The 13266-nt window shown below is 64.0% G+C and carries 10 protein-coding genes; 8 read left to right on the top strand and 2 right to left on the bottom strand.

Annotated elements, in window-relative coordinates; genetic code table 11:
* Nucleotides 1-173: 173 nt before the first annotated feature.
* The 8 genes from LIY45_RS29030 (at nt 174) to LIY45_RS28995 (ending at nt 10608) form a co-directional block, all read left to right on the top strand.
* Entirely contained in the window at nt 174-1835 is a 1662-nt protein-coding gene (locus LIY45_RS29030; RefSeq protein ID WP_226478446.1) for an ABC transporter substrate-binding protein, read from the top strand.
* Nucleotides 1832-2812 (top strand): ABC transporter permease, encoded by a 981-nt coding sequence (locus tag LIY45_RS29025; RefSeq protein ID WP_026078166.1) that lies wholly within the window; start codon nt 1832-1834, stop codon nt 2810-2812. Before LIY45_RS29030 ends, LIY45_RS29025 begins: the two co-directional genes overlap by 4 nt.
* Nucleotides 2809-3672 (top strand): ABC transporter permease, encoded by an 864-nt coding sequence (locus tag LIY45_RS29020; RefSeq protein WP_226478445.1) that lies wholly within the window; start codon nt 2809-2811, stop codon nt 3670-3672. Before LIY45_RS29025 ends, LIY45_RS29020 begins: the two co-directional genes overlap by 4 nt.
* Nucleotides 3669-5384, top strand: a complete 1716-nt coding sequence (locus LIY45_RS29015; RefSeq protein WP_226478444.1) for an ABC transporter ATP-binding protein — start codon at nt 3669-3671, stop codon at nt 5382-5384. Before LIY45_RS29020 ends, LIY45_RS29015 begins: the two co-directional genes overlap by 4 nt.
* 20 nt (nt 5385-5404) lie before the next feature.
* Complete coding sequence (locus tag LIY45_RS29010; protein ID WP_226478443.1) at nt 5405-6613, top strand: acyl-CoA dehydrogenase family protein; 1209 nt, start codon at nt 5405-5407, stop codon at nt 6611-6613.
* On the top strand, nt 6610-8052 hold the full coding sequence (locus tag LIY45_RS29005) for an MFS transporter (RefSeq protein ID WP_226478442.1): 1443 nt from the start codon (nt 6610-6612) through the stop codon (nt 8050-8052). The genes LIY45_RS29010 and LIY45_RS29005 overlap by 4 nt, the downstream gene beginning before the upstream one ends.
* Nucleotides 8049-8561 carry a GNAT family N-acetyltransferase gene (locus tag LIY45_RS29000; protein WP_226478441.1) on the top strand — a complete coding sequence of 171 codons (513 nt, stop codon included), beginning with the start codon at nt 8049-8051 and terminating at the stop codon, nt 8559-8561. Before LIY45_RS29005 ends, LIY45_RS29000 begins: the two co-directional genes overlap by 4 nt.
* A 241-nt stretch (nt 8562-8802) precedes the next feature.
* Entirely contained in the window at nt 8803-10608 is a 1806-nt protein-coding gene (locus tag LIY45_RS28995) for an ABC transporter ATP-binding protein (RefSeq protein WP_226478440.1), read from the top strand.
* A gap of 35 nt (nt 10609-10643) precedes the next feature.
* On the opposite strand, the gene LIY45_RS28990 is transcribed toward LIY45_RS28995, so the two are convergent.
* Together LIY45_RS28990 and LIY45_RS28985 are read right to left on the bottom strand one after the other, a co-directional pair.
* Nucleotides 10644-11732 (bottom strand): sigma-54 dependent transcriptional regulator, encoded by a 1089-nt coding sequence (locus LIY45_RS28990; RefSeq protein ID WP_063031608.1) that lies wholly within the window; start codon nt 11730-11732, stop codon nt 10644-10646.
* An 8-nt stretch (nt 11733-11740) separates the two neighbouring features.
* On the bottom strand, nt 11741-12928 hold the full coding sequence (locus tag LIY45_RS28985) for an acyl-CoA dehydrogenase family protein (protein WP_226478439.1): 1188 nt from the start codon (nt 12926-12928) through the stop codon (nt 11741-11743).
* Nucleotides 12929-13266 lie beyond the last annotated feature (338 nt).

The raw sequence follows: 13266 nt of genomic DNA, 5'->3' as shown, positions 1-13266 counted from the left end.
GCAGCAACGGATATGTACTCCCCCCAAGGCCAGCTGTTGCCTGACCAACACCTCCCACACACATTGTCGTTTTCACCAATCCCCGCAACCCCCAACACCCCCTGTTTACAGGCCCAAAAAACCGGCATGCCTTGTGCAATGACCCAGTTCCCGGACTTTAGGCCTGACCCATCATGCAAGAACCCGCCCCTTACCCGCGACGATCCAGCCCGTTGCTCCTCATCGGCACCGCCACACTCTGCAGCCTGCTGCTCGGCTGCGGCCAAGGCAGCTCCACCGTCACCCGCAGTGACCAACCCGTAAAGGGCGGCACCCTGGTCTACGCCACCGACCGCGAACCCACCTGCCTCGACCCCCACGTGGCCGGCGACATGCCCCAGGTGTTCGTCGCCCAGCAATACCTCGACTCCCTGGTCTCAATGGACACCGACGGCCGCATCGGCCCCTGGCTCGCCAAGACCTGGGAAGTCTCCCCCGACGGCCTGACCTACACCTTCCACCTGCGCAACGACGTGCACTTCACCGACGGCACCCCGTTCAACGCCGCAGCGGTCAAGGCCAACCTCGACCACATGGCCAACCCCAAGACCCAATCCAGCACCGCAGGCGGCTACATCCGCCAATACCGCAGCACCGACGTGCCCGACGAATACACCGCAGTGGTGCACCTGGCCACGCCTTACGCCGCGTTCCTGGAAGTATTGGCCCAAGGCTTCCTCGGCATCGAGTCCCCCACCGCACTGCTGCGCTCCCGCGACGAGAACTGCGAAAGCCCGGTCGGCAGCGGCCCGTTCAAGGTCGTGCGCTGGGACCGCCAAAGCCAGGTCGAACTGGTGCGCAACCCCGACTACAACTGGGCCCCACCCACCGCCAAACACCAAGGCCCGGCCTGGCTCGACCGGATCGTCTGGAAGTTCATCCAGGAACCTTCCGTGCGCTTCGCCTCGTTGCAGGCTGGCGAGGTCGATGTGATCGAAGCCTTGCCCCCCGAATCCCACGAGGCCGCGCGACGCAATCCGGACCTGACCCTGGTGATCGCCCAGCGCCCCGGCAACCCCACCAACGGCACGCTGAACATCACCCGTGCGCCGTTCGATGACCTGCGGGTGCGCGAAGCCTTCGTGCGCAGTTCCGACATCGAGGGTGCGTTGAAGAGCGTGTACTTCAACGAATTCCCCCGCGCCGGTGGGCCATTGAGCCCGGCCACGCGCTTCTACAGCCCGGAGTTCCAGCACGCCCAGGATTACGACCCGGCCCGGGCTGCGCAGTTACTCGACCAGTCCGGCTGGACCCAGCGCGACAGCGAGGGCTACCGCACCAAGGACGGCAAGCGCCTGCAAGTCCATGTGGTGATGGGCAACCGCACGCCACCGTCGGAATACACCTTGTGGGAACAGGTGCAGGCCACCACCCGGCAGGTCGGCTTCGAGCTGATCGTCGACCAGATGAGTGACGTGCAGGCCACCAAACGCCAGGCCGACTGGGACTACGACATTCGCCTCGGCTACTGGAACACCAACACCGCCGACGTGCTGCGGATCATCTTTGGCAGCGAGTTCATCCGTCCGGCGGGCGTCGGGGGCTACCACCAGAACACCGCAGGCTTCAGTGATCCGGCCTTCGACACGCTGATCCAGCAGGCCCTCACCACCCAGGACAGCGAGCAGCGCCGGGCCTTGTATTACCAGGCGCAGAAAATCGCTTCCAGCCAGTACCTGCAACTGACCACCTATCCGCAAAGCACGCGGCTGGGTATCTACAAGACCACCCAGGGCGTGCGGCTGGAGCCGTCGCTGGCGGTGACGTATCTCTATGACGCATGGGTGAACAAATGAGCCGTCCATCACTTGCCAACCCACGCCACGAGCGCCTGGCCCGGCTCGGCAAACGTGCGCTGTGGCGCCTTGCCGGCGGCGTGCTGGTGCTCTGGGCAGTGGCCACGCTGACCTTCTTTGCCTTGCGCCTGATGCCCGGTGATCCGGTGCTGGCGATCCTCGGCGGCCCGAGTGGCAACCCCACCGCTGAGACCATCGCTGAAGCCACCCGCGAATACGGTCTCGACAAGCCTCTGGCGGTGCAATACGCGCTGTACCTCGGGCGGCTGGTGCAGGGTGACCTGGGGGTTTCCTATTCCCAGCACCTGCCGGTGACCCGGGTCCTCGCCGAGCAATCCTGGCCGACCCTGGAACTGACCCTGACGTCCCTCGCACTGGCCTGGGTCTTGGTGCTGGCGCTGACGGTGCTCACGGCGGGGCGCCGACGCTGGGTGGCCAGCCTGGCCTCGTTGGCCGAAACCCTGGCCGCCGCGTTGCCGCATTTCTGGCTGGGGATTCTGTTGCTGGCGGTGTTTGCGTTCGGCCTGCGGCTGTTCCCGCCGGCGGGCAGCGATGGCTGGCGCACCCTGGTGTTGCCGTCGTTCGCCCTGGCGATTCCGCTGGCCGGGTTTATCGCTCAGGTCACCCGCGAATCCCTGGACCTGACCCTCGACCAACCCTTCATCCTGACCGCCCGCACCCGTGGCCTGAGTGATTTCAACGTGCGCTTCAAGCACGCGCTGCGCCATGCCGTATTGCCGGGGATTTCGCTGTCGGGCTGGGCCATCGGTGCGCTGATCAGCGGCGCGGTGGTGATCGAAGTGATCTTTTCCCGCAAGGGCCTCGGCCGCCAGCTGTACCAGGCGGTGCAGGCACAGGACCTGCCGCTGACCATCGGCATCAGCCTGGTGGTCGCCGCCGGTTACGTGCTCGCCAATATTCTGGTCGACCTGCTGTACCTGTGGGTCGACCCTCGCCAACAGGAGCTTCCAGCATGAGCGGCCTGACCCTGGAAACACCGCTGTCCGCGCTGCGGATTCAGCGCACCACTCGCACCCTGCGCCTCGGCCCGCTGTTGGCGATTACCTTTTTGCTGCTGGTGATTGTCGCGGCGCTGGTGCCACAGTTGTTCGCCTACAGCGACCCGCTGGCCATCGTACCCCGCGACGCATTTCATTCGCCGAGCCTGGCCCACTGGTTCGGCACCGATCAGTCGGGGCGGGATATTTTTTCGCGGGTGATTTATGGCACTCGCCAGTCGTTGTTTATCGGCCTGGCAGCCACGGCGATTGCCATGAGCATCGCCATCGTTCTGGGTCTGCTGGGGGGCCTTGGTGGCGCGCGGGTGGACCGCGGCGTGGGTTGGTTGCTGGAAGTGCTGTTTGCGTTTCCGAGCCTGATTCTGGCGCTGTTGTTCGTGGCGATTTTCGGCAGCGGCATCGGCCCGCTGATCGTCGCCACCGGGCTTGGCAGTGCGCCGGGTTATGCACGGATGGTCCGTGGCCAGGTGCTGGCGGTGCGTAACGCGGGCTACATCGAAGCCGCTCGGGCCCTCGGGCATCCGCCGCTGCGCATCATCCTGCGCCAGTTGCTGCCGAACGCCATGCGCCCGCTGATCGTGACCCTGACCATGGGCGTGGGCCAGGCGATTGTCTGGGCCTCTGCCCTGAGCTTTCTCGGCCTGGGCGCCCGCCCGCCGGCGCCGGAGTGGGGGACCATGTTGTCCATGGGCCGCGACTTTATCGCCAACGCCTGGTGGCTGACGTTCTTCCCCGGCCTGTTCATCGTCCTCACCACCCTGTCGACCACGGTCACTGGCCGTTACCTGCAACAACGCCTGGAGGGCCGTCTTTCATGAGCGACCAGAAACGCTTGATCGTTGAAGGCCTGTCCATCGAGTTTGCCGGGCAGTCTGTCGTGCGCAATCTGTCTTTCACCCTGGAGCCAGGCAAGACCCTGGCGCTGGTGGGGGAGTCCGGTTCCGGCAAAAGCGTCACTGCCCGTAGCCTGATCGGCCTGGCCGGCGCGGGCGCCAAGGTCACGGCGCGCACCTTGAGTTATGACGGCGTGGATTTGCTCAGTCTGTCGGAGCGTGGCTGGCGCCGTTTACGGGGCAATGGCATCGGCTTTGTGTTGCAGGACGCACTGGTGTCCCTCGACCCGTTGCGGCCGGTGGGCAAGGAGATTCTCGAGGTGCTGGAGACCCATCGCTGGGGCGACCGTCGCAGCCGTGGCGAACGCGTTATCGAACTGCTGGACCTGGTGGGCGTACCCGAACCGCAACTGCGTGCCCGCCAGCGTCCTGATCAACTCTCCGGCGGCCTGCGCCAGCGTGCGCTGATAGCCAGTGCACTGGCGTTGAGCCCCGGCCTGGTGATCGCCGATGAGCCCACCACGGCGCTGGATGCCACGGTGCAGGCGCAGATCCTGCAGGTGTTGCAGCAGATCAAGGCCCGTGGCGATTCGCTGCTGATCATCAGCCATGACCTGGCGGTGGTCGCGCAATTGGCGGATGAGGTGCTGGTGCTGCGCCACGGTGAAGTGGTGGAGCAGGGCCCGATGGATCAGGTGCTGCTCAACCCACGCCACGCCTACACACGCTCGCTGCTGGATGCGGTGCCCGCCGAGCATGCCCGTGGCACACGCCTGTCGCCGGAGCGCAGCAACGCTGTCGCGCAACCAAGGCCGGGTCCGGATTCGCCAGTGCTGCTCAAGGCTTCCGGCCTGGGCAAGCGCTACGTTGGCCCCGATCAACAGTCGCGCCAGGTGGTGGACGGCGTCAGCTTTGAACTGCGCGCCGGTCGCACCCTGGGCATCGTCGGCGAATCCGGCTCGGGCAAAACCACGGTGGCGCGTATCGCCCTTGGGCTGCTGCAACCGGATGCCGGCGAGGTGCGTTTTCTCGATCAGCCATGGGCTGGCGCAGATGCCGAACGGGTCGAGGAGAAGACCCGGCGCCTGCATCGCCGCGACATCAGCGTGATCTATCAGGACCCGCTGAGTTCGTTCGACCCGCGCTGGACGGTGGGGCAGATCCTCAGTGATGCGCTGGACGTTGCCGGTATCGACGCCAAGCAACAGGCGGCCCGCGTGACACAGTTGCTCGACCAGGTACGGCTGGCGCCGCAGTTGGCCGAACGCCGACCGTTGCAACTGTCGGGCGGGCAGCGCCAGCGCGTGGCGATTGCCCGGGCGATTGCCAGCAACCCCAAGGTGATTATCTGTGACGAGCCGGTGTCGGCGCTGGACGTGTCGGTGCAGGCCCAGGTCCTGGATTTGCTGGCCGACCTGCAAGCCTCGCTGGGCCTGGCCTACCTGTTTATTTCCCACGACCTGGGGGTGATTCGCCACGTCAGCGACGAGGTGCTGGTGATGCGCCACGGCCAGGTGGTGGAAAGCGCCAGCGTCGAGACGTTGTTCGAATCCCCCCAACACGAATACACCCAACGCCTGTTGGGCGCAGTGCCGCGCCTGCCCGGCAGCGGTACGCAGCTGGTGGTGCCGGCCCTGGAGCCGGAAAACCCCGGCTGGCTGTTTGATGAATCGCGCCTGTGGAAAATCGCCATCTAGACCTGAATCAAGGAAGTGCCATGAGCAAGTTGTCTGCTGTACCCACGCCGCCGGTTGTGACGGTGGCCGAACTGAACGCCCGTGCCGACCGCATCCTGCCGCAGATTGCCGCCGGCGCTGCGCAACGTGAGCGTGACCGCCAACTGCCCTATGAGGCTGTGGCGCAGATTGCCAAGGCCGGGTTGTTTACCGTGCGGATTCCCAAGCGGTTTGGCGGCGCCGGTGGTTCGGTCAAGGACGTGATTGCCTTGCTGATTCGCATCGCTTCGGCCGACTCCAACGTGGCCCAGGCCCTGCGTCCCGGTTTCGGGTTTGTCGAAGGCCTGCTGGCGTCCCGCGCCGAAGGGGCGGAGGAGGAGCGTGAACGCTGGTTCGCGCGCTACCTGCAAGGCGCCGTGATCGGCAATGCCGGTTGGGAAGTCGGCGGCGCCAACGGTTCCATCAGTGCGCGCATCGTGGGTGACGGCGAGCACTTTCGCGCTTCCGGCAGCAAGTACTACAGCACCGGTTCGTTGTATGCCGATTGGGTCAGCGCCGTGGCCCTGGACGAGAATGACCAGCCCGTATCGTTCATCCTGCCCCGCGACCGCCAGGGCCTGGAGTTGCTGGATGATTTCGACGCCATGGGCCAGCGCCTGACCGCCAGTGGCACCACCCATCTGCATGATGTGCAGGTGTTGGCCAGCGAGATCCGCACCCGCACCGTCGAGGAGGGCAAGCGCACGATTGTCACGCCGTTCCTGCAAGTGTTCCTCGCGGCGGTGCAGGCGGGTATCGCACGCAATGCGCTGAACGATGCGGTGAGCTTTGCCAAGGAGCATGCACGGCCGATCAAGCACAGCAGCGCCACGCGTTCGGTGGACGACCCGTACGTGGAACTGAGCGTGGGCGACGTTTCGGCCCGGGCCTTTACCGCCGAAGCGGTGGTGCTGCACGCGGCGGACGCCATCGACCGCGCCTGGGCTGCGGATCTTGAGGCGGTGGCCGTCGACCAGGCGGCAGTGGATGTGGCCCAGGCGCAATACATCGCGGCGGAATCGGCGCTCAAGGCCGCCGAACTGGTGTTCGACGTCGGTGGCGCTTCTACCACCGGCCGCGCGCATAACCTGGACCGGCACTGGCGCAACGCACGCACCGTGGCCAACCACAATCCTCGGCACTGGAAAGCCGCGGCCGTGGGCGCCTGGCAACTCAAGGGCACGCCGCCTCCGACCTCGGGGCTGTTTTGAACAAAGCCCTCGACCTTTCACACCCCTTGGGCGACGTGGGCACCGGGCACGCGCGCCGGGTGCCGATGATCATCGGCTGTGCGCTGTTCATGGAACTGATCGACGCGACGGCGGTGCTCACGGCGCTGCCGCAGATGGCCCAGGATTTCGGCGAACCGAGCGTGCGCATGAACCTGGTGGTGTCGCTGTACCTGCTGGCGGTGGCGCTGTTCGTGCCGGTCAGCGGTTGGGCGGCCGACCGGTTCGGGCCGCGTCGGGTGTTTATCAGCGCCATCGTGCTGTTCACCCTCGCGTCGGTGGCCTGTGCCTGCTCGGGCTCGCTGCTGCAGCTGTCCCTGGCGCGTCTGGCCCAGGGCGCGGCGGGCGCCATGATGGTGCCGGTGGGGCAGGTGATCCTGCTGCGCTGGTCGGCACGGGAAAACCTGCTGCGGGCCATGTCGTACCTGACGGTCGCGGCGCTGGTGGGGCCGTTGCTCGGGCCGCCGTTGGGCGGGCTGCTGGTGACGGTGTTGTCGTGGCACTGGATCTTCCTGATCAACCTGCCGATCGGCGTGCTTGGAGTGATGCTGGTGCTGCGCTACATCCCGGACTATTCCGGGACGCCCGGCCAGCCATTGGACGTTCCCGGCCTGTTGCTCAGCGGTGTGGCATTGGGCGGGCTGGTGTTCGGCTTCGAGGTACTGGGCCACGGCCTGTTGCCGCGCCAGTGGGCGTTGCTGCTGATTGGCGGCGGGCTGTTGAGTGCCTGGCTGTATGTCCGGCATGCACGGCGGACGGCGCACCCGTTGATCGATTTTTCATTGTTGAACATACCGACCTTCGCGGTGAGCTTCTGGGGCGGCAACCTGATGCGCATCGGCAGCGCGTCACAGCCGTTTTTGCTGGTGCTGCTGTTTCAGCTGTGTTTCGGGCTTAACCCGTTGCAGGCCGGGCTGCTGAGTGTGGCCGGCGGTGTGGGCGCGTTCCTGATGAAGATGCTGGCGGTGCGAATTGTCAGCCGCTTCGGTTTCCGCCGCACCTTGATCAGCAATGCCGTGCTCACAGGTGCGACCCTCCTGGCGTGCAGCCTGTTCGAGGTATCAACGCCTTACTGGATTGTAATACTGGTGTTATTTGGCAGCGGGATCATTCGCTCACTGCAATTCAGCACCCTGGGGGCACTGACCTATGCCGACGTGCCACCGGAGCAATCCAGCCGCGCCAGCAGCCTGTCGGCGATGACCATTCAGTTGACGTTAAGTTTATCGGTGGGCATCGCGGCGGGCCTGCTCGGCTTGATCATGGCCGTGCGCGGGCATGCCAAGGTCGAGCAGAGTGATATCGCCTGGATCATGGTGGGTGCCGGATTGCTGTGTGGATTATCGGGGCTGGTTTATCGCAGGCTGTCGCCGCAGGCGGGCTCGGCGATTTATGCAAAACGCGCAGAGGGTATTGGATGATTCGGGCAGCACGTATCGAGGACGCGGGTGACATGGCCTGGGTGCATATTCGCAGTTGGCAGCAGGCTTATCGTGAGCTGATGCCGGCGGATTACCTGGCTTCGCTGGCGGCGACCCAGCCCAGGCGCGAAGCCTTTTGGCGGCAGTCGATTGAGCAGGGAAACGAAGCTGTGTTTGTCGCACTGGTCGAGGGGCGTGTGGTGGGCTGGATTGTCGTCAGCCCGAGCCGCGATGAGGATGCTGACCCAGGCGTAATCGGTGAAGTGCAGGCGCTGTATGTGCTGGCCGAGCACTGGGGAACCGGAGTGGGCCGGGCGCTGTGGCTCAGGGGGCTGGAACATCTCGCGAGTCTGGGCCTGGAGACGGCGACGTTGTGGGTGCTCGCGGGAAACCACCGGGCACTACGCTTTTACCGAAACGCAGGATGGATAGCGCAGCCCGAATCAAGCCGCACCCTTACCCGGGGCGGTTGTGAGCTGGAGGAAATCCGCTACCAATCCCAAAAGTGACGCTGAACCTGTGGCGAGGGAGCTTGCTCCCGCTGGCCTGCGCAGCAGGCCCATCTTTTAGGGCCGCTTCGCGCCCCAGCGGGAGCAAGCTCCCTCGCCACAGGGGAATGTTTGTCTGTTTCATGGGGCACAGTTGCTGCCTATTGAGATCGTTCCCACGCAGAGCGTGGGAACGATCACACTCACCATTTTTGCCTGAAAGCTGCGCGGCCACAGGCGTCATTCAGGAATGTCATTGGCCATGAGCTCGTCTTTTTCATTGTTTCGCACCTGGAATGTCCAGCACTTGCCGTCGACGCCGGCGGCGTTTGTGCGGCATTTCATCGGTCATTTCAAAGGGTGGTACCTGGCGATCCTGCTGCTGCAGATTGCTGCCGTGGTGTGTTCGATCCTGATTCCCTGGGGCCTTGGGCAAATCACCCGCACCGTCAGCAATGGGCTGGAGGCGGAGCGTGCGTTCGAGGTGCTGCGCTGGCCGTTGACGCTGTTCGCCATACTGCTTGTGTGCGAGGTGTTATTTACCCGCGCGGCGGCGGGCTGCCATATCCACGTGTTGCCGTTGCAGCGGCGTACGGTGACCCATGTGGTGTTCGCCTACCTGCAACAGCATTCCCATCGCTTTATCAGCAACGAATTCGCTGGTGCCCTGGCGCACCGGGTGTCTGAGGTGACCCTTGGGGTGAACCAGACCCTGAGCATCCTGCTGTTCGACCTGATCCCGCTGCTGGTGACGCTGAGCCTGGCCACGGCCTTGCTATGGACCGCTTCGCCGCTGCTGGCGCTGTTCATGGCCGGCTGGTCGGTGGTGTTCATCGCCATCTGTTACCTGCTCGCACGGCGCAGTCATCCGCTGGCCCAGCAGTATTCGGCAGCGCGCAGCACCAGTACCGGCAAAGTGGTGGACGCCGTGTCCAACCTGGCCAATATCCGCCTGTTTGCGCGGCATGCCTTCGAGCACAGTTACCTGGGCACCTTCCTCGACAAGGAGGTGACGGCGGCTTATCGCTCCCTCGGCTATATGGAGCGCATCCGCTGGTTCCAGACCAGCTGTGGCGTGGTGCTCAAGCTGGGCCTGTTGCTGCTCGCCCTGTACTTGTGGCGCAGTCACCGCATCGATATTGCGGCGTTTGTGATGTCCACCAGCCTGTCGTTGTTGATCATCAGTGACGTGGGCAACCTGTCGCGACGCTTCCTCGAATTTTTCGAAGCCACCGGCAACATTGCCAACGGCGTGCGCACCTTGATTCGCCCCCATGAAGTCATCGACCAACCTGGTGCCAAGGCCTTGCAGGTCAAGCGCGGCGATATCGAGTTTCGCGACGTGGGCTTCAGCTACAGCGCCGGACGGCCGATTTTCGAACACCTGAATATCGTCATCCCCGCTGGCCAGAAAGTTGGTCTGGTAGGCGCTTCCGGTTCCGGTAAATCGACACTGTTGAGCTTGCTGCTGCGCCTCTACGACGTCCAGCAAGGCCAGGTGCTGGTGGACGGCAAGGACGTGCGCGACGTCACCCAGCATTCGCTGCACCAGCAGATCGGTTTGATTCCCCAGGAGCCTGGACTGTTCCACCGCAGCATTCGCGAAAACATCCATTACGGCCGTCTGGACGCCTCGATGGACGAAGTCGCCGAGGCGATCCATCGTGCCGGCGCCAGTGAGTTTATCGACAGCATGGAGCACGGCTACGAATCGCTGGTGGGCGAGCGTGGGGTCAAGTTGTCCGGCGGCCAGCGCCAGCGCATTGCAATCGCCCGGGTGTTGCTGAAGAACGCGCCGATCCTGGTGATGGACGAAGCCACTTCCAGCCTGGACTCGATCACCGAGCGCTTTATCCAGGACAAGCTCGACGAAATCATGGAAGACAAGACCGTGTTGGTGGTGGCGCATCGGCTGTCCACCGTGGCCCATCTGGACCGAATCCTGGTGTTCGACAATGGCCGGGTGATCGAGGACGGCAGCCACGAGCAACTGCTGCGTCAGGGCGGGCAATATGCGCGGTTGTGGAGTCGCCAGTTCAGCGATGCGCTGGATGACGTCGCGCTGTGATCAGGCGGCGTACCGGGTACGCCGCGCAGTGCAGTTCAGATCGACAGGTGCAGCACCCGCTCGTCCTTGGCGCCGGCCAGCGGGCGGCGCTTGTTGACCTTCAGTTCCCCCAGGTTGATCAGCAAGGTGCGGGTCACGTTGCGGCTCAGCCCCAGCAATTCGGCGGTGTGCACCTGGTTGTGGTGGCACAGCCGGTAGGCGGCGGTCAGCAGGCTGCGTTCCACCTGTTCGTGGAGGTTGTCGATCTGTTCCTCGAACAGGCGCTGGAAGGCCAGGTCGAGCAGGTCGTGGGCCGTGGTGCTGTCTTCCTGGCGTTCGATACGCAGGTTGGACATGCGCAGGTCATCGGCCTGGATTACGCCGTCACGGCAGATCAGCAAGGTGTGGTGGATAACGTTTTCCAGTTCGCGGATATTCCCTGGCCAGCTGTAGGTGGCCAGCCGTTGCTCGGCGTCCTTGCTCAGGATGACCTCGCCATACCCCAGGCGGCGGGTGTAGGTGTCGATGAAATACTGCACCAGCGGCAGAATATCGCCGGGGCGGTCCCGCAGCGGGCTGAGTTCCAGGTTGACCACGTTCAGGCGGTAGAACAGGTCCTCGCGAAAATGCCCGGCGTTGATGGCTTTCTCCAGCTGCACATTGGTCGCCGCCAGCACCCGCACGTTGATCGGTATGCTTTTGCGCGACCCCAGGCGCACCACTTCACGTTCCTGTAATACCCGCAGCAGCTTGACCTGGATCGACATCGGCAGGTCGCCGATTTCATCGAGGAACAGCGTGCCGCCGTTGGCTTCTTCAAACCAGCCGGCCTTGGCGCTGAGGGCGCCGGTGAACGCGCCTTTCTCGTGGCCGAACAGCTCGGCTTCCACCAATGACTCGGAGAACGCTCCGCAATTCACCGCCACGAATGGCTGTTCCTTGCGGCCGCTGAGGTTGTGGATATGCCGAGCCACCAGCTCTTTGCCGGTGCCGGTTTCGCCGATGATCAGCACGCTGGCTTCGCTGGGCGCGACTTGTTGTACATGCTTGAGCAAGGCTTTGGACCTGGGGTCTTCAAACACCTGGGCGGTGGCGCGGATGGAGGTGGCAAGGGCGGGCGAGGGCGGTAGGGTCAGCAGTTGCATGGCAATCTCTACGAATAGAACGTCGGGATGGGCGGGGTACCGTTCAGTGCCCATTCGCCCAGTTCATGAAGCTTGTAGTCCAGCGGGTCATGCAGGCTCTGGGTGCGCAAGTTGCGCCAGTGCCTGTCGAGGGCCACCGAGGCGTTGGTCGCCCGCGCGCCGGTGACCTCGAAGACCTTGCTACACAACTCCAGGCCATTGCGGCTGGCGGCGACTTTGGCGGTGGCGATGGCAATCGCCGTTTCGCCGCGTTCCTCGCTGGTCAGGGCCGAACCCTTGGCCCATGCCGCGTCCAGTACCTCACCGGCGCGCTCCACCAACAGGCGGGTGCTTTGCAGCGCCACCCAGAAGTCGCCGTAGTGGCTGAGGACGTAAGGGTCCTGGGTGCTGTGGCTGGCGCTGGAACGGAACCATGGGCGGGCTTCTTCCAGGGTGTATTGGCGTGCTTCTTCGAATGCGCCCTCGGCGATGCCGAGGAAGATATTCGCGAAGTGCAGTTGCGCAATCAGCGGGCGCAGGCAGGCGAACGGCGTGCTCAACGGCCCCGGGTCCAGCAGCAGGTCGGACTCTTCCACGCGTACGCGCTTGAAGGTCACGCTGCCGCTGTCGGTCTGGCGCTGGCCCATGTTGTTCCAGTCGTTGTGCAGGATGATCCCGCTGCGGGCGCTGGGAATCGCCGCGATCAGCAACTTGCCGCCGGCGCTTTCATCGATGGCCGAGGCGATCAGCATCTCCGAGTCGTTGGCCCCGGAGCAGAAGTTCTTCTGTCCCGAGAATTCCCGCCAGCCCGTGTGGCGCTTGACCACCGTGCGGGTGTCCAGCGGGTTCAGGGTGTTGCCCCAGAACCAGTTGTTGCTGGCCGTCAGGCTGAACCAGGTTTGCCATTGTGCGGGCGTGGCGAACAACCGGACGGTGGCAAGCATCAGGTGATGAAAGCCGAATACGTGGGCGATGGAGCTGTCGACCCGGGCGAATTCGCGCACCACCTCGAAGGTTTCCGACCAGTTGGCGTCCAGCCCGCCGAATTGCCCGGGGATGCTCAGGGACAACAGGCCGCTGCTGCGCAGCTTGTCGCGTTCGGCTTTGGGCGTGCCGCCGCTGGCGTCGCGGTCGACGGCGGTGCGGGCAAATTCGCTCGCCAGGTCACGGGCAATCTCCAGCGGCGTCCTGCGGGTGCAGAGTAAGTTGGCCGTCACGTGAATACCCCATTTAATTAAATTCCCTGAGCGTTGGGTGGAGCAAGACTCATACCAAGTAATAGAGCGTGGGTAACTTGCGTTTTCTGATGAGGGTGTAGGCGCGAAGAGTGCCGGATACGCAACTTTTGTTGGTCCGCTGTTGGGATTCGAACAGTTGCGACCGAGGCCTTTAGGACGGGGGTTTGGTTATGCTTTTATCGATTAAACATATAATTAAATCTGTGTTTTAAGCATTGTTGTGAAACGAACATTTCACCAGCAAAGTGTTGCGCCTGTGGCGATTAAACAGAGCGGTGGGCCCGTGTTTATTGATGTTTTGACGTGGCACGAACCCT

Origin of the sequence: Pseudomonas sp. MWU16-30323 (genome assembly GCF_020515595.1) — a bacterium.
GTDB classification, from domain to species: domain Bacteria; phylum Pseudomonadota; class Gammaproteobacteria; order Pseudomonadales; family Pseudomonadaceae; genus Aquipseudomonas; species Aquipseudomonas yamanorum.
This window is presented reverse-complemented; position numbering and strand designations above follow the sequence as displayed.

Excerpts from the sequence above, each read along its gene's own strand:
- LIY45_RS29025 (WP_026078166.1), top strand. The coding sequence starts at position 1,832 with ATGAGCCGTCCATCACTTGCCAACCCACGCCACGAGCGCCTGGCCCGG.
- LIY45_RS29015 (WP_226478444.1), top strand. The coding sequence starts at position 3,669 with ATGAGCGACCAGAAACGCTTGATCGTTGAAGGCCTGTCCATCGAGTTT.
- LIY45_RS28990 (WP_063031608.1), bottom strand. The coding sequence starts at position 11,732 with ATGCAACTGCTGACCCTACCGCCCTCGCCCGCCCTTGCCACCTCCATC.
- LIY45_RS29000 (WP_226478441.1), top strand. The coding sequence starts at position 8,049 with ATGATTCGGGCAGCACGTATCGAGGACGCGGGTGACATGGCCTGGGTG.
- LIY45_RS28995 (WP_226478440.1), top strand. The coding sequence starts at position 8,803 with ATGAGCTCGTCTTTTTCATTGTTTCGCACCTGGAATGTCCAGCACTTG.
- LIY45_RS29010 (WP_226478443.1), top strand. The coding sequence starts at position 5,405 with ATGAGCAAGTTGTCTGCTGTACCCACGCCGCCGGTTGTGACGGTGGCC.
- LIY45_RS29020 (WP_226478445.1), top strand. The coding sequence starts at position 2,809 with ATGAGCGGCCTGACCCTGGAAACACCGCTGTCCGCGCTGCGGATTCAG.
- LIY45_RS29030 (WP_226478446.1), top strand. The coding sequence starts at position 174 with ATGCAAGAACCCGCCCCTTACCCGCGACGATCCAGCCCGTTGCTCCTC.